Here is a 17,067-nt window from a genome sequence, read left to right as displayed (position 1 = left end):
TCACTATATGGTGCCCCTAATATCCTGTTTACATTTGTACATATTAACAGATTAGTATTGCATAGATCGTAAAATTTGCCTAGGTAGAGCTAAATACTTTATGGTATTACTTAATGATTGTAGAGATGGCTTGTTTGTATACCAGTTGTTGTTTACCATGAACCATCATTAAGACAGTAAATTTATCTGCTGCAAGGATCTGCCCACGTACTGGAACGCCATTCTTTAAAAATACAGTAACTTCCCCTTTTTTCTCTTTCAATTGTTCATACATATCTTCTTGTAAATTAAACATGAAATGCGCCCCCTGGTTTGTTTGTATTTACTTTTCTTCTCATACCTGCTGCTTTTCACTGTTGGATATATGTGATTCCCATTCACTTTCTATTTTTCTAAACCATTTTGCTTAGATAATATCTTTTTACTTCACCATAAAGAATCCAAATTTCACGTTCCTGCATTTGAATCATCACTTCATGAAGAATCTCATCATGTTCATACTTTCTAGGTTTTCTATGATGTGTTTTTAAAAACTGTGTATATTCTCTACGTAACCAATTAGAAATATGTTCTTTTTGTTTTCGCTTGAGATGTGACCATTTTTTATTTGTTTGAAGGATTTTTCCATTTACTTTTTTGTGGTTTTTCATCGAAACTCATCTCCTTTTACTAGCAAAACGAATATATAACTATCGTATCACATTTAAATTGAAATACTGCTTTAGGGACATATTTCGCAAGAAATCTATGCAAAATAAACAATACATGATCCATTTAGCGGATTAATTCAACATAAAAGTAAATGTAGACTATTTGTGTGGTGTTTTATCTTTTATTAATTATTACGGTACGTGAAATTATAATGTTAAACCTAAAAAAGCCCCTTGAAAGGAGCTTCTTATTTTACAAGGTATTGTTCTATTTCTTTTATTAATAATTCTGCACCTTCTGGACTTAATGCTATCTTACCATTTGCTAATGATATGTTACGATTTGACACTTCTTCTGTTAACGCACAAACACCAGCAGGCTGATACCTCTGTAAAACAATGTCTTCACCTTCTACAAAGATCTCTAATGGTGATTTTTCTTTCATACCTAGCGTATTTCTAAGTTCCTTTGGAATTACCACACGCCCTAATTCATCTATTTTTCTAGTTACTCCGGTTGCTTTCATCTAATAGCTTTCCCCATTTCATTATCAATTGTACCCAAGTTATTCTTTACTATTGTAACAAGCTTTTCCCATACATGAAAATTTATTTGCATTTACAAAAGAACAAGTAAAATAAATAGAGGATTTTTGGCACGATAACAAGATAAGTAATTGAAATGAAGCAATTCGTCAGCTCGTAGAGAAAGCTTAAATAATGACTATCCTTTTTATTACCCCTGATTTCTCCCTGTTAATCAAAACTTCCACTGCAGCATCTGCAATATCCCGACAGTCAATAAAAGATGAATGTTGAAAAAAGAAAAAGACATTTTATACTCTTTTAAATTACTTATAGTATGGTAATCCAGATTTTCCCCATGCAAGGAATCCTCCTTTTAAATTGACTACACCCTTTAAACCAGCTCTTTGCAAAATACTAGCAGCTATAGCAGAACGTAAACCCGTCCGGCATTGTAAAACTATAGGACAACCTGTAGGAACTTGATCTAGCTGCTCAAATAAATTACCTAAAGCAATATGTATTGCATCATGAAGGTGTCCTTCATCCCATTCTTTTTTACTACGCACATCGATAACCTTAACACTTCCATCCTTTATTAACGGATATAATTCATCTGATGTTTTTTCCTTATAACTCTCTAAACTATGGAATCTTTGAATTACTTTTGAAGGCGCAAAAGCAATAATATTATCTAAGCCAATAGACTCAAAGTCTCTAATAACTTCCTCCACATTAACTTTTTCCATATCTAAAATGATTAATGTTTCTTTTTTATAGTCTAATAACCACCCACACCAAGTTGAAAAAGAATTGTTATACGGAATATTAATGGATTTTTCAATGTGACCCGCAGCAAAACACTCTATATCCCTTATATCAACAATTTGCTGAACTTTTTTAGTGATTTCTTGGAACTCTTCAAATGTATTAATGCTAATAATATCTCTCTTCTTACGAATTGGTGGACCCAATTTATTTAAATACTTCATTAATGAAAAATACTTCGGAGGATCTGGCTGTCCCGTCAATAGAGTAGATATAAAATTATTTTCTTCATTACACTGAAATGCCCAATTGAGCATCTTTTCATAACCTAATGTAGAAGTTGGAATTGCCCCTAATGCTTTTCCACATGCACTTCCTGCACCATGCGATGGCCAGATTTGTAAATAATCAGGGAGCTTTTTTATTTCTTGTATAGAATCAAATAGTTGCTTTGCTCCTTTTTTAGCAGTGTCTTTAATACCAACAGCTGTTTCTAATAAGTCTGGTCTTCCTACATCGCCTACAAATACAAAATCACCCGTGAATATTCCAATAGGTTGTTCATTTGTATAATTATTCTGGCTCGTGTCAGTTACTAAAAAAGAAATGCTTTCAGGTGTGTGGCCTGGAGTATGAATTACTTTAAATTTTATATGACCAATTTTAAATTCAGTTCCCTCTCTGACAAGATGGTATTGAATCTCATTAAGATACTGATATTTCCAATCACAATCACCTTCATCAGATACATATAAATTTGCTTTATAAAGATGAGAAAGTTCTCTAGCCCCAGAAAGAAAATCAGCATGAATATGTGTCTCAGCCGCAGCAATTATTTCCATTCCCTCTTTCCTAGCATATTCTATATATTGTTCTATACAACGGCTTGGATCAATTACAATTGCTACTCCTTCCTTCTGACAACCAACTAAATAGGAAGCATGTGCTAATTTTTCATCATAAAAATATTTTAAGAGCATGGCTATTCCCTCCTATTTCTTATTTCCTATTACTTTTCAGATTTTAAAACAACTTTTTATCTTTCCCCTATAAAATTCCTTTCAACATAAAATTCCAATACATATATGGCAACATATATCTTTTTAGCAAAAACATGCTATACCGTTCTTCCGCTTGATTAAACGGAAACGTTTCTTGAGGCTCATGTTCATAGTTAAATTCAGCTAGTATAAGACTTTTATACCCTGTAACAATTGGACAAGATGTATACCCATCATATTTAGCCTGCATATCTCTTCCATTCAGTACGTCCATAATATTTTGTTTTAAGACAGGTACTTGTTTTCGAATTGCCGCTCCAGTTTTAGATGTGGGTAAATTTGTACAATCCCCTAGTCCAAAAATATTTTTATAACGTACATGCTGCAAAGTATAAGGGTCTATATCAACCCAACCTTGATGATCGCTTATTTCACTATCTTTTATAAAACTAGGCGGTCCCATTGGTGGAACAACATGTAACATGCTATATGACACACTTTCTTTTTTTAGTGTTTGCGTATCCTCAAAAATAGCTTCTCTCTTTTCGGCAATAATTTCTACTAAATTTTTATTATATTTCGTTATAATTTGCTTTCTTTTTAACACCTTATCTAGTGTATCTGCATAACGTGGAACCTGAAATATGTTAGGGTTTGCAGAATAAAACATAACTTCGCTATTCTTTCTTACTTCACTATTACAAAAATGCTCCTCGGCCAGGTACATAATTTTTTGTGGGGCACCACCGCATTTAATAGGGGTGTTTGGGTGGGTAAAAACAGCATTTCCTCCTTTAAATCTTTCAATTTCTCTCCAAGTAGAATCAACATATTTATAGGAATAGTTACTACAAACACCATTAGTCCCAATAGATTCTTTCAACCCTTTAATACCACCCCAATTTATTTGTATACCGGCTGCTACAATAAGAATTTCATACTCAAGCATAGTTTCATCATCTAAAAGAATCTTATTTTCAGATGGGAACAACTTAACAACACGTTTAGGAATCCAGATCGCACCATTAGGAACAAGTGATTCTTGATCACGCATCGTAGACTCCTTTGAAACAATTCCACCACCCACTAAACTCCACAGAGGTTGAAAATAATGTTTTTTAGATGGATCAATAATCGCTATACTTTCTTTAAATAGGGATACATTACGTAATAAATGTGCAGTAAAGGACAGTCCCGCAGTCCCGGCACCAATTACAATGATTTTATAACTATCTTTAGTCTTCATTATCCTCTTCCTATCTAAACTTAACTGTTATGAAAAATAGTTATTAGCCTTTTTTAATCGCATTAACATAATTGTAAGTTAAAATCTTGTCTTTTTTATCTGATTAAAATGAATTTTTTGTTAATTTTAGCCATTAACATTATTATATGCATGAAATCCTTACATTACTTCTATATTTCGTTTAAAACACTAAAACCTTATGTGTTTCAATGTCGCACTGTATCCAACCTCTCTTACATTGTATTTCTAAAGACGATGGGGGTTTCTTGTTCGAAAAGAGCGATAGGGTTACTCAATCCGCATCCATATATGTTTTATTCTTTTTCTTTACTAAATTTGAACTACTTAATTATCTATGAATACCGTATAAACAGAAAATTAGTCACCAAAAACAAGGGCATCAAGCCGTACATGCGAGAACCATTCTATAAAAATCATATATGTAAAAGGAATTTGGATAATTTTATCGAATGGATTTATCTATGAAAACAACACTTTCACATCCAAATCAACCCACAATTGAATCACTTCAAGCTCAAATAGAGGAACTCACGGCAAAAGTGAGTTGGTATGAAGAACAATTTCGTCTCAGTCAACAAAAACAGTTTGGTACGTCTAACTAAAAAAACCTAATATACCTTATAATATAATTAGTATATATTGGTGATATGATAATTGAAAAAGTTAGAAAAATCCTCTAAAGTCTTTGTAATTTTTTTATTTTGCATGTGATATTACTTATATTTTCTCCAAATAGAATAGTAGGTAGGTCAGCTATCCAAAAAGATGACATAAAATTACACGTATACGCACAAGCCACTACGGGAGCACCTCAAAAAATAAGTAAAAGTGATTTAGCTATATTAAAAGAAAAAATTAAAGATACATATCCTAATATAAAATCTACGGACATTGAGCTTGAAGGTGACACACCGTTCCGTCATGTTGATGATCCAGCTTATATCGGAGAATTTACTGTATACGGAAAAGTTATAGGTACAACACTAAATGAAACATCGAGAGAAAATACAGTTGCAGTTTTAAAAGTTTCATATTGGGACATGCCGATGATTCAATACCTGTTTTATGAAGAGTCTATCGCAAGGCTATCGCTTATAATTTTGTTACCTATATTTTTTGTTGCACTTTGCATCCTTTGTTTATGTCCTAAGAAAAGCGACCGCCCGTAATAGGCGGTCTTTTTACGTTTACCTGTAACGCCTGCCTTTCGAGTTCGTCTAACTTTTTTAGGAATGTCAATTCCGCTTCTAAAAACGCAATACGTGCTTCCTTTCCCACGGCGTTCTGTATAAAAGCCTTCCTCACCAATCACAGCTAAGTTAAACCCATTCTCTAAAAAGATTTGGATAGGGCCTTTTCCTTGTTGATTTTCTTTTACCGCTCTTACTTTGAAATCTGAACAATAGCTAATCTAACATTCAGACACTTTTAATACATTTTTATTTTTTTCTAGCTGTTTCATTTGAATTTCGTTAAAAATAATCTTACTCATTCTCCGTACCTCATTTCTATCGTTGGTTCCGGTTTTTTGATAAAAATACAAAAAAAACGAATCATGGGGCTTTTTTTAAGTGTCCATGATTCGGGGTACAGTTCATATAATTATTAGTCTTGGATTAGTATTAGGTGTATTTTTATAGAAAATCATTGAATTACCTAAGAGTCCTGGTCTCAATATCACATCAGATTTGCATCAAAAATGTAAATCAGTATTTTTCTGTTGTTGCTCTTTATTAAGACTTTGTCTTATAAATAATTCGGCAATAAGTGAACTACCCGCCACTTAACGTCCTAACGGACTGTTTGAAGTGGGGGCTTCTCGGTTAGTCGTTACTTTTGATAGCTAACGAATTCGTCCTAAGACAGCCGAGCTAACTCCCTTGTTCCAAAGGTTATTTTATTGCTATTTATGCTAACGCTAATAGGCGTATTGCTTCATTTTTGATATTGATAGCTGCGTTATAATCTCTATCGAAATTTACACCGCATATGCAAGAATATACTCGTTCAGACAATGTCATATTTTTTACATTTCCACAACTACTACATGCTTTTGTGGAAGGAAACCATTTGTCTATTTTCATAAGTTGTTTTCCTTGTTCGTATAGTTTATAAACTAAAAAAGAAGTGAACATTCCCCAACTATTGTCAGCGACACTTTTTCCAAAATGAAGTGCTTGCGACATTCCTTTCATGTTTAGGTCTTCAATAGCTACAACATCAAAATTAGTAGCCAACTCTTTAGACTCATGATGAAGGAAATTCTTACGTTGGTTAGCTACTTTCTCATGTAACTTAGCTACACGAATGCGTTGTTTATTCCAGCGCTCTGAACCTTTCACACGTCTGGCTAATACTCGTTGCGCCTTCGCTAATCGGTCTAACATCTGAGGATAAAAGCGAGGATAATTGGCTTTCTCATCTTCGCTACTCACATACAATTCAGCCATTGCGAAGTCTAATCCAACTACACTTTGTACTTCTTTTTGTACAATCTCTTTTTCATATTCAGTCAAGATGGACACATAGTATTTACCAGCAGGTGTCATCGAAATCGTACACGATTTAATGATATGTTTTGGCGGGATTTCTCTATGTTGCTTCAGTTTCACCATTTTCAGTTTCGGTAATTTGATATAACCATGAAATAACATAATATTCCCGTTTACTACATTCGTTGTATAAGACTTTCTGTCTTTTTTACTTTTGTATGTTGGAAAGTCATTTTGACCACTAAAGAAATTCTTATAGGCAGTTTGCAAGTTTAGTTGAGCATTTGCCAAAGCTAATGAATCAACTTCTTTTAACCACTCAAATTCTGCTTTGTATTTCGCAGGAGTTGGAAGCTTTTGTTTCTTTAGTTGTTCCTTGTCATCTTTGTATTTTTCGTACGCTTCTTTACGTTCTGCTAACATTCTGTTATACACGAAACGTACACAACCGAAGGTTTTACGCATAAGGTATGCTTGTTCTTCTATTGGATACAAACGAAATTTATATGCTTTATTATGCTTTGTCATATCATTTCACCTCACTTTTCACCTTGATTTTCAATATACTTCATTACCACGTCTATTGGTGAACCACCAGTAGTTAGTAAGCAAAAACTTCTTGACCAAAACATCTCTTTCCAAAGTTTCTTTTTTACTTGTGGAAAATCTCTTTTAATGAGTCGAGAGCTTGCACTTTTATAAGCATTAATGAATTTTGTCATCTCTGTATTAGGATGTGCCTTGAACAAGATATGTACATGGTCAACATCATGATTCCACTCTACCAGTGTTATGTTGTAATTCTCAGATAACCTGACAAACATGTCTTTTGCATAGTCTGACATATCATCATCAAATACATTTCTTCTGTATTTCACAACCAACACAAGATGATAATACAACAAGAACACTGAATGATTATTGCTGTCTAATTTCATTGATATACCAACCTTTGTAATTTATAAGACTGATTATATCAGAGGCAAAATAAAAAGCAAAGCCTTTTGGCTACGCCAAACCGAAATTCATCTCCCACCTACCGCTGGGCTACGCCCTTCACGCGCTTGAGGAAGGAGCATTCTTTCGAGGAATTCGTAAAATTATTCAAAAATATCATAACCACATTTTTTACTCAATACGCGTGAGAATTGCTCAATGTTTAGAATTAATAATTGAAGTACATATTATCTATGAGGTGCCTGTTCACTCTATTTAGTATGTTTTTTGATTTTCATTATTTAGAGACCTCATAAGCAAGTGGTGATAACGATCACTTGCTTTTAACATTATTATATTCTTAATATATGATTTATCACATTGATGATACTGCTCACCAAATGTTCACAAAAATACTTACACAGTATTTTCCTTTCAACTGGGCTTACAAATAAATATATAAATAATATCAATTTTCCATCCCAATATATTATGTCATTTTTACTTAATCACTTAAAGAAAGCGAAATTACAGCCAACAGCCAATCCATTGAATTCGCCTCTTTTTGCTCGAAAATTGTTCTACAACTATTACTCAAAATAACGTCTATCAAAACATTTCATTATCGAGCAGTTACATTCTACATGAAATTCCTTTCTAATATTCCTCGGTATTGTTTTGTATTCTTCTGCTATAATTCCCTCACTTATGAATGTAATTATCCGTTCTAATTTTAGGGTTTTTTGTAAAAAAACAAAAAATAAGAGCGTATATTGCAAAATAATTCAACATACGCTCTTATAAAACCTTATGTGTTTTAATAATTTTAATAATTTAAGGGTATACCAAAATTTTATATTTTAAATCCACCTATTAACTCCTGTAATTCTTCGGCCATTTGTGCTAATTGAATTGCTGAAGAATTTATCTCTTCCATGGATGCATGTTGTTCTTCGGATGAACCAGCTATAGTTTGCATACTTGTGCTATTCTCTTTTACAGATACTGCTATTTGATTAATAGATGTATCGACTTGCATTGCATCAGATGTCATCTTATTTGATAGGTCCACCATACCATGTATTTTGGAAACGATATCATTCGCTGAATTTGAAATCTCATAAAAACTTTGTTTTGTATCATTCGCTACCTTAATTCCCGACTGTACTTCTATTCCTACTTCATTCATAGCTTTAACAGTCTCATGTACATCTAATTGTATTTCCTTAATTAATTTTCCAATTTCCATTGAAGATTGTCCTGATTGTTCCGCTAATTTCCCAACTTCATCCGCAACAATTGCAAATCCACGTCCCTGTTCTCCTGCCCTAGCCGCCTCAATCGCCGCATTTAGTGCTAGTAGATTTGTTTGTTCAGCAATATTTTGAATCGCTTCTAATATAGTGCCTATTTGCTGCGATTTCTTATCTAATAATTTAATTACAGTATCGGATTGGGAAACAGAATTATGTATAGACTGCATTTGTGTTACAGTTTGTTCTACTAATTGTTCCCCCTCATTTGCTTTTTGTTTTGTGTATAAAGATGAGGTCGATACTTCAGAAGCATTATCAGCTACACATTGAATATTTCGTGTTACCTCACCTATTAATTTAGCTCCAGACTCAACTTCATTATTTTGAACTTCTGCACTATGTGAGATTTCTTCCATTTCTTTTGTAATTTGTTCTGTTGCAACACTTGCTTGCTCTACACTAGCAGTTAGTTCCTCAGAAGAAGCTGCTACATGTCCTGCAGATGTGTTAATTTGTGAAATAATATTGCGTAAAGACTCTGCCATTGCATTGAAACTATCACCCAATTGACCAAGTTCATCCTTTGAACGAATATCAATTTTCTCCGTTAAATCTCCTCGACTAATTCTTTGAGCTGAAATAACTAATTGTCTTAGTGGATTAATAATAGATCTAAGAATGAAGAAAATTATAATTCCACCTAATAATAAAGAAGCTCCTATTATAGCAAATGTTTTATAAAAAATAGGATTGGTAGCTTCTTCAATTTCTTTCGTAGGCATTACACCAGCTATTTTCCAACCTGTTTTTTTATTTGTCTTAAAGCTTATGTTTCGGTCCTCACCATTGAGGCTATACGTAACCTCTCCATCTTCTTTCTTATAAAGTTCATCTGCTAAAGATTTATCTAATTTTTCACCAGGTTTTAATGTTGGATGAACAACTATAGTTTTATCTTGACCCACTATAGCTACAAAACCTTGCTTTCCTATCTTTATCATTTTAGATGTTTTTACGATATCATCAATATTTAAGTCCATACCAATGACACCACTTTTATCTGCATTTTGTTTGGCAATCGCTATTACCATATTTCCTGTAGCTTTTGATTTATACGGAGATGAAACAATAATTTCTCCATTCGCTTTTTCTGCATCCTTATACCAACTACTTTCTAACGGATTAAATCCTTCTGGTATTTCTCCAACAGGCGCATGAATAAATTGATTGTTACTGGATGCGGAATAAATTGTTTCTATCTCTGGATGTAACTGTATATATTGTTCAAATTTACTCTGCACATTTTGTAATTGATCAGGATTATAATTGCCTTGTGTGAGTAATTTTGCAAAATAAGTTACATCTATATATTTGTTTTCTAATTCATCATCAACAATCTTATCTAAAATACTTACATTATCTTTTGCTGTTTGTAGAATTGTTTCATTAAGATCTGTTTTCGCCTCATCATAAGATGTTATTCCTACAATAAGACTAGGTATAATTAATATTGCAATAAATGCCATAGACAACTTCGTTTTTAGCTTTATTTGTTCCAATCTTTTTTTTATATTAAACACGATTTTCTTCTCCTTTTCATTCTTACAACTCATATTATTTATTTAAATGTTTACTCCTTTATCTTTTTCTACAATTATTTATGGTATCATTTGAAATGAAATTACTACTATATCCTTTTACATATATCTTCAGAGATAGCAATTTAGCTTTCACAAGCGGAGTTTTATTTATCCCCCCTTTCAAGTATGTTATTTTTCTATTTTAAGCAAATATAAAAATAAGAATTATTCCAAATAAACTGTATTAAATATATACTTCACTCTATTAAAATGGTTTTTAGTTTTGATTGGATAAAAGGTTTAATTTAGGCCTAATTAAATTGTATGAAATCCTTACCATAAGAAATTCTCTAAAACTTAACTAAGTGAATATATCCCCTGGATAATTCTACTTAATGGCTTTTTAAACCACTCTAACTGCTTCACTTCATTCATACATCTATTTACTACAGCCGCTTGTTGTTTTGTTGGATTACTGAACCATAAATTCTAAATAGAAGAATACAATAAATTCGAGGACTATATTGTAACATGTATACATAAGTTTTAAATATTAAAATCAAAAAATATATAAATTTTCCATTATACGTATCTTCATATATTACAATTATTTAGTATGAATTTTAATTTGCTACCATCTATATAGAAAAATACTAGCATTAGAATATATAACCGCAGGAACCAATATGTATTTTGGAGAATGGAACACATCGCTATCAAGCTAAGGTTTTGAAGTACCCCCTAAACGAAAATTTTCTTACTCTACAGGTAGCTACTTTGAGAAGTCAGTTCATTTTTTTCGTTTTTGGGGCGTTTATTTTTCTTAAGTTGATGGGCATGGGATCTGCCCCCTGGGATTCCTCTTTCTTATTATGGATTCCAAACTGCTTTGCAATCATTTTCGCAGCCTTTTCTAAAGTCATGCCATCTTGCTTACTCAACTCTACTAACTGTTCAATAAGTACAACATCAAACTCTGTATATTCCCTTCTCCCTCCGCTATTCTTTCTAACATCATATCCTTCACGTTCAAGAACATCCGAATACTTTCTAAGGGTGCTGCCACTTACCCCTAAACGACTATAGACCTCATTGCTGGTATATATTATCTCTGCTTCTGACATAGCGCTACACCACCTCCTATAAGGGAAATTCCATATTAAAGGAATAATCCCTTTTAGAATCCATCGACGAAGCTCGCACGGTCTTTGCTATGTTTTGTCGGAATAAGAGAATTTGAAAATAAACATTTTTTTGGATTTTCACTTAAAAAACAAGGTCGGGATGAGTATAATGACCAACATGCAGAAAAAAGGAGGAAATACTATGAAAAAGAAAAAGGCACATAAAAGAAAGAACGAATTAAACTTAAAGGTTCGTTTTTGGGGATTTGAACTCTTCTTCAAACATATTTCTTAATTAAACATTTATATTTAAATTTTATTTGTAAAACCTCTTCATAAAAGAACGTAGGTTCGTGTATAATGAAAACGAACATATGTTCTTATTATATTTGAGGAGGAATCACAGTGTATGACTATTCAATCCTACCGAATAGAATCATCTTATGTGTTGATTTACGTAGCTTTTACGCTTCAGTTAGTTGCATTAAAATGGGTTTAGACCCTATGCATACAAAGTTGGCTGTAGTCGGCGATGTAAATAGAAATGGTTCAATCGTTCTTGCTGCAACACCACCCTTAAAAGCTCTGGGCGTAAAGAAGATGGCAAGGCTCTACGAAATTCCTCGAAGAAAAGATATTCTTGTTGTGAATCCGATTATGAGTACTTACATAAAATGCTCTAATTACATAACAAAGTTAGCTTTACAATACGTTCCTTATGAGGATTTCCACCAATATAGCATAGATGAATTCCTGTTGGACGTTACTGATAGCATTCATTTATTCGCTAACGATCCATATGAATTTGCTATGAAATTTAAACGTGAAATATATCAACATACACGTATTGAATGTACCATCGGAATTGCTCCTAACCCTTTAATGAGTAAGGTTGCTTTAGGACATAGAAGCAAAGAAGAACAAAGACGGGATTGCATTTTGGAAGTATAAGGATGTCCCTACGAAATTATGGAGCATACGACCACTTAATAAGTTTTGGGGCATTTCGTACAAAACAGAAGAAAAGTTGAATCGCAAGGGAATACATTCCATCGAGGATTTAGCTAATTATCCTCTAAAATATTTAAAACAGAGTTTCGGCAAAATCGGAGAGGAATTGCACTTACATAGTAATGGCATCGACTTCAGCCGTATTTCGGAGAAATACGTCCCTGCTACAACTTCAATCGGGAAAAGCCAAATTCTAATGCGTGACTATACGATAGAAGAATTTCCGATTGTTCTACTGGAACACATTGAAGAAGTCTGTTATCGCCTTAGAAGGCAAAACAAACTTGCTCAAACCGTTCAATTCTCTGTTGGCTATAGCAAGAGTTATAACGGTGGGATTAGAAAAACACATACTTTAAGCCGTCCTACTAACTTAACAATGGATATTTATAAGATTTGTACATACTTTTTACATGAACAATATACTGGAGAACCCATCCGCAGCATAAACATTTCTCTAACGAATTTAATTTGAGAAGGAGAGGAACAAATTTCTCTTTTCGATAATGTCACGCAACGAGAACAAGAAGTGAAGCTAACAAAAGTAATGGATGAAATACGCACAAAGTTTGGGAAGAACAGTATTTTACGTGGGATTTCCTACACGCATAGCGCTACAACTAGACACAGAAACTCACTAATAGGAGGAAATAAGGCATGAATAACGCTAATATGCCCAAAGGGCGTGGAATGGTAAAGTGGGCTCCATTCGCCGCATTAACACCACAGTTTGACGGAATACGTGAAATCATTAAGGAACAACACAAAGTAACCCGTCCGATCTTAACTAGTGAAGAAAAAGAACGAATTGAAAACATGTTATTATGCTTCTTGGTATCTAAAGAAGAAATAATGATTACATATTATGAGGACGGTTATTTTCTCTCTAATTATATGACCATTGTTGATATTGACCCGTCAAATAGCGCTGTCATATGCACTAATGCTTTTTATAACAAGATGAAACTGCAATTCTCTAATATAATAGATATTAAATAGAATAAATTGACGTTATCAAGCTAAGATCATTTAAAGGAGTGTAAAAATGCAAGGGAATCAGATAAGAAAGAACGCAGCAGGAGTAGTTATTCATAATGATATAAAGAACTATCCCTTACTAAATATACCTATGATTATTAATGAAAAGGATGGACAGATTTACGAAGTTTTCAGTGTTGGTTTTCATTCTAACGATGCAGTAGCAATGATAACAACAGACGGTTTTGCTACAAATAGGGTGAATGCCCCAATCGTAACAGTAAAAAACAATGATAGTAGTATTCAAGTATACCGCTTACCTTTAGATCTTGAATATTGGGTACTTTCTTGTATGCGTGCTGCTTCAACAGGGGAAAATCCATTCCCTTGTAAAGTTGCTTTTGGAATCATTGACACTAAATTTCATGTGGAATTCAGATAAAAAGAAGCAATTTCATTTGAAATTAAACACCTTAATTCTATATTTTGTTCCCCTTATCTTGAGGGCGATGTTGCCTTACCTCTCAGGTGAGGTCTACAAGCGAAAAAGACGGTCAATATTGAACCGTCTTCTAAGAAATAAAATGCAAATGTACATTCATATATGACAGCTAAAAATCATATAAAAGACCATGTGTCATACTTAATGAAATACCAATATGTTTTAACAGCATTTCTCTTTCATAGCTTTCATCATAGACATAGTAGAAGTCATCATTTCATCACATTCATGCATTGTATTAATCATAGCTTTATCCATGTTTACATTCATTTGCATCATGTTGTTCATCATCATCTTCATACACTTCATTTCACACATCATTTTTTCCATAGACATCATCATATTTGTTGTACCTACCATCATTGTTTTTTCCATTTTAACATCCTCCTACATTTTTAAACTTTTTTTATCTAGCAATTATAAACATTCTTTTTCTTTTTACAAATACCTCCAAATTTCTTCCTGGATAGATATTGATAAATAATTTCTAGTTAAGATAAAGAAACCCAATATAAAAAGAAGTATCTTTTTATGTAGAAAACTTCCATATTAGGGGTGCGGAAACGATTCTGGGTATGAGGGGCCACTCTGGAAATTTATTCAAAGTGATACTGTAAATGAGAACTATAATTTAACATTCAGAAAAAAATCAAAGGAGTTTAGTTATGCTCTACTTTTTATATCATTCTCAGAATATGTAAGGCGTTCTAGGTTTTAAACATAAAATAAAAAGGATTAATGATTGACCCTTTTTATTATTTTAAAACCTAGTTTGTAATGAAAAATTTGGTTTAAAGGAAATTTGTAATAGTTGTTTTTCGCTTTCGTCGTAAACTTTCAAAGTATTTCCCCAAGTTTTTATTTTATTTACATTAACCAATACAATATCGTAAATAAGCGATTTTAAGTTCTCATGCGTCAATTCAAGGCTTACATAGTTTTCATAAACAGATATAAATATATGCCAAATTACAGGTGTGAGTCAGGCCGCCCTGTATCGTAGATTAAAAGAACTTGATTAAAGTTCTTTTTTAATTTGTGATTAAATCCCAGAGTGGCCCCTCATACCCAGAATCGTTTCCGTACCCCTAATAAAAAGAAATGCCCTCTAGAATGAAAAAAATGCTATTCTTTCTTTAGAATCATAGGAAAGGATGGCGTTTTTTCTATCTAAAATGTAGTAGGAGCATCCTTTGTATTTTATAAATGTAAAAAGTTTTTGACATTCATTACTTAAGTAGGTAAACTAATGATGTGAAAAGTTTTTGACAAAATTAGGGGTGATGTTTATATAAATGGAGAATGTAATTCGAATTTTACGTAAGGAGAAAAAACTTTCCCAAGATGATTTAGCTAAATTATGTCATGTTTCAAGACAAACGATTAATGCGATAGAAAATAATAAATATGATCCTACATTGGAACTGGCTTTTAGTTTAGCGAAAAATCTTTGTGTAACAGTTGATAAATTGTTTATTTATAAAAGCTAGATGAGGAGAAAAAACAAATGAAGAATGGAATTAATATCTTATTTACTAGTTTTTACATTTTGATTATGGGTTTACTTGCGCTTGAGTGGTATCAGAAGCAACAGCTCTCTATCACCACGTTATTTGTAGCTACAATCATTTTGCAATCATTATTTATGAAGAGAATTTTAAAAGGTAAAAAAGAGAACAATCATTTTATCGATGAAATGTTTTTACATATTAGACAGAAAAGCTTATCAATTTGTTGTTTTATAATGTATGTATTAACTGTAGGTATTTTATTTATATCAGAAGGGACATGGAACTTTAACCATATGCATAACAAACCGTTAATCTTTTTAGTCTTTTTATATCCTATCGTTTACCAAATTAGCCATATGTTTGTTGGAAGGCGAAATTCTTAATTTGCATGCATAAACAATAAATTTATTTGTAAAGGAAAGATTAGAATGGGAATTGTTTTAATAATTATTTTGGTTGGAATATTCAGCTTGTTTACACGCAACTTAGCAGGGGAAGGTGGAGGATTATCAAAGGGAGATGAACGCCAAAAAATAATATTTAAGGACGCTTCCATTACAAGTTGGCAAGTTATCCTTTTTTATGCTTTAGTACGTCTATTGGCAATCACACCATTTATAAAGCAATTATTTGTTAATGAAAAAACATCCATCCTTTTATCCAATTCTTTTTTTTCAAATGGTGGAGATATCTTATTTGTCGGTTTATTAGGATATACGATAGGGATTTTTGGTAGTTATATAAAGCGTACGCAAATTTGATAGTAGGGGTTACGCAACAGACCCATCTAGCTAACATTTTGAAGCGCCCCAAAAAGAAAATTTGGTCTTTTCATAGATGTCCATGAGATTTTAGTCCATTTTTTCGTTTTGGGGTATTTGCTTTTCTTAGCTTGATGGTGATATGGCGTGATCCCTATTATCTTGCTTTTATTTTTGCTTATTGCCTTTATTCGGATCATATAATACCATTTGAACTTAAAAAATATCACTGTCCGTGAAACCTAAAACATTCATTTCTTCTTTCAATGAACGCCATGGTTCTATTTTAATGAATTTCGTAATTTTGTCCCTTAGCACGCATGCAGATAATATGCTTCTTCTTTCTTTTTCAAAATCCCCCCCTACTGCAAGATAATAAACCATATAGCTATATAAAAATTATATAATTACTAAGTGCATTATGAAGTAATATGTGTTAGTTAGGTGGTTCATACTTTACTTTATTTCTTCTCTTTATACTCTTTAATTATAGATTCCAACGAAATAAACAAAGACGAAGTCTTCAATCAGACCTCGTCTTTTCGTCGTATAACGTATTACAAAAATTATTAGCGGCTTCAGTAATTTCCTCACCGTTTTATGTGTTAAGAAACTTTACAACAGAACCGTTTCTAGTTTATCAGAAATCTTTTGGCTGCACCAAACCGAAAGATTTCTCCCACCTATCGTTGGGCTATCCCCCTG

The 17,067-nt window shown here is 32.7% G+C and carries 16 protein-coding genes and 3 pseudogenes; 8 read left to right on the top strand and 11 right to left on the bottom strand.

Going from position 1 to position 17,067, the window contains the following annotated elements:
- Window positions 1-106: 106 nt before the first annotated feature.
- The 5 genes and pseudogenes from hfq to ABH960_RS16485 all read right to left on the bottom strand — a co-directional run bounded on the left by hfq (window position 107) and on the right by ABH960_RS16485 (window position 4,190).
- On the bottom strand, window positions 107-295 hold the full coding sequence (gene hfq, locus ABH960_RS16505; protein ID WP_404446718.1) for an RNA chaperone Hfq: 189 nt from the start codon (window positions 293-295) through the stop codon (window positions 107-109).
- 39 nt (window positions 296-334) lie between these two features.
- Window positions 335-650, bottom strand: a pseudogene (locus ABH960_RS16500) (transposase).
- A gap of 248 nt (window positions 651-898) precedes the next feature.
- Window positions 899-1,177 carry an AbrB/MazE/SpoVT family DNA-binding domain-containing protein gene (locus ABH960_RS16495; RefSeq protein ID WP_404446716.1) on the bottom strand — a complete coding sequence of 93 codons (279 nt, stop codon included), beginning with the start codon at window positions 1,175-1,177 and terminating at the stop codon, window positions 899-901.
- A 324-nt stretch (window positions 1,178-1,501) separates the two neighbouring features.
- Window positions 1,502-2,923, bottom strand: coding sequence for an MBL fold metallo-hydrolase (locus tag ABH960_RS16490; RefSeq protein WP_404446713.1), 1,422 nt, complete (start codon window positions 2,921-2,923; stop codon window positions 1,502-1,504).
- Window positions 2,924-2,990: 67 nt separating this feature from the next.
- Window positions 2,991-4,190, bottom strand: a complete 1,200-nt coding sequence (locus tag ABH960_RS16485) for an FAD/NAD(P)-binding oxidoreductase (RefSeq protein ID WP_367631230.1) — start codon at window positions 4,188-4,190, stop codon at window positions 2,991-2,993.
- A 482-nt stretch (window positions 4,191-4,672) separates the two neighbouring features.
- Here ABH960_RS16485 and ABH960_RS16480 point away from each other — a divergent pair, with 482 nt between their 5' ends.
- Window positions 4,673-4,813: a hypothetical protein gene (locus ABH960_RS16480; protein WP_002203961.1), complete on the top strand. Its 141-nt coding sequence runs from the start codon at window positions 4,673-4,675 to the stop codon at window positions 4,811-4,813.
- Between the two features lie 99 nt (window positions 4,814-4,912).
- Window positions 4,913-5,380, top strand: coding sequence for a transposase (locus tag ABH960_RS16475; protein WP_404446709.1), 468 nt, complete (start codon window positions 4,913-4,915; stop codon window positions 5,378-5,380).
- On the opposite strand, the gene ABH960_RS16470 is transcribed toward ABH960_RS16475, so the two are convergent.
- From ABH960_RS16470 to ABH960_RS16450, 5 genes and pseudogenes are all read right to left on the bottom strand, one after another.
- Entirely contained in the window at window positions 5,358-5,489 is a 132-nt protein-coding gene (locus ABH960_RS16470; protein WP_265323983.1) for a hypothetical protein, read from the bottom strand. The genes ABH960_RS16475 and ABH960_RS16470 overlap by 23 nt on opposite strands.
- Window positions 5,490-6,118: 629 nt before the next feature.
- Window positions 6,119-7,231, bottom strand: a complete 1,113-nt coding sequence (locus ABH960_RS16465; protein ID WP_404446705.1) for an RNA-guided endonuclease TnpB family protein — start codon at window positions 7,229-7,231, stop codon at window positions 6,119-6,121.
- 11 nt (window positions 7,232-7,242) lie between these two features.
- On the bottom strand, window positions 7,243-7,641 hold the full coding sequence (tnpA, locus tag ABH960_RS16460; RefSeq protein ID WP_044438563.1) for an IS200/IS605 family transposase: 399 nt from the start codon (window positions 7,639-7,641) through the stop codon (window positions 7,243-7,245).
- Between the two features lie 851 nt (window positions 7,642-8,492).
- Complete coding sequence (locus ABH960_RS16455) at window positions 8,493-10,475, bottom strand: methyl-accepting chemotaxis protein (protein WP_404446701.1); 1,983 nt, start codon at window positions 10,473-10,475, stop codon at window positions 8,493-8,495.
- An 821-nt stretch (window positions 10,476-11,296) separates the two neighbouring features.
- Window positions 11,297-11,599 (bottom strand): annotated as a pseudogene (locus ABH960_RS16450) (MerR family transcriptional regulator); the annotation flags it as partial.
- A gap of 405 nt (window positions 11,600-12,004) precedes the next feature.
- Here ABH960_RS16450 and ABH960_RS16445 point away from each other — a divergent pair.
- The 3 genes and pseudogenes from ABH960_RS16445 (at window position 12,005) to ABH960_RS16435 (ending at window position 14,030) form a co-directional block, all read left to right on the top strand.
- Window positions 12,005-13,271: pseudogene (locus ABH960_RS16445) on the top strand (Y-family DNA polymerase).
- Window positions 13,268-13,609, top strand: coding sequence for a YolD-like family protein (locus tag ABH960_RS16440; RefSeq protein ID WP_404446698.1), 342 nt, complete (start codon window positions 13,268-13,270; stop codon window positions 13,607-13,609). The pseudogene ABH960_RS16445 and the gene ABH960_RS16440 overlap by 4 nt, the downstream one beginning before the upstream one ends.
- Window positions 13,610-13,655: 46 nt before the next feature.
- Entirely contained in the window at window positions 13,656-14,030 is a 375-nt protein-coding gene (locus ABH960_RS16435; protein WP_404446695.1) for a hypothetical protein, read from the top strand.
- Window positions 14,031-14,252: 222 nt separating this feature from the next.
- On the opposite strand, the gene ABH960_RS16430 is transcribed toward ABH960_RS16435, so the two are convergent.
- Window positions 14,253-14,465 carry a hypothetical protein gene (locus tag ABH960_RS16430; protein ID WP_078178634.1) on the bottom strand — a complete coding sequence of 71 codons (213 nt, stop codon included), beginning with the start codon at window positions 14,463-14,465 and terminating at the stop codon, window positions 14,253-14,255.
- A gap of 920 nt (window positions 14,466-15,385) precedes the next feature.
- Between ABH960_RS16430 and ABH960_RS16425 the strand changes: the two genes are divergently transcribed.
- The 3 genes from ABH960_RS16425 to ABH960_RS16415 are packed head-to-tail and all read left to right on the top strand — an operon-like array spanning window position 15,386 to window position 16,362.
- Window positions 15,386-15,580, top strand: a complete 195-nt coding sequence (locus tag ABH960_RS16425) for a helix-turn-helix transcriptional regulator (protein ID WP_404446692.1) — start codon at window positions 15,386-15,388, stop codon at window positions 15,578-15,580.
- 17 nt (window positions 15,581-15,597) lie between these two features.
- The gene (locus tag ABH960_RS16420; RefSeq protein ID WP_404446689.1) at window positions 15,598-15,984 is read left to right on the top strand and encodes a hypothetical protein; all 387 of its coding nucleotides are present in this window, start codon (window positions 15,598-15,600) and stop codon (window positions 15,982-15,984) included.
- 45 nt (window positions 15,985-16,029) lie between these two features.
- Window positions 16,030-16,362, top strand: coding sequence for a hypothetical protein (locus ABH960_RS16415; protein WP_404446686.1), 333 nt, complete (start codon window positions 16,030-16,032; stop codon window positions 16,360-16,362).
- Window positions 16,363-17,067 lie beyond the last annotated feature (705 nt).

It is taken from the genome of Bacillus sp. RC252 (assembly GCF_044909215.1).
Taxonomy (GTDB): Bacteria; Bacillota; Bacilli; order Bacillales; family Bacillaceae_G; genus Bacillus_A; species Bacillus_A mycoides.
The sequence above is the reverse complement of the archived record's forward strand: the minus strand, read 5'-3'. Positions and strand labels throughout refer to the sequence as shown.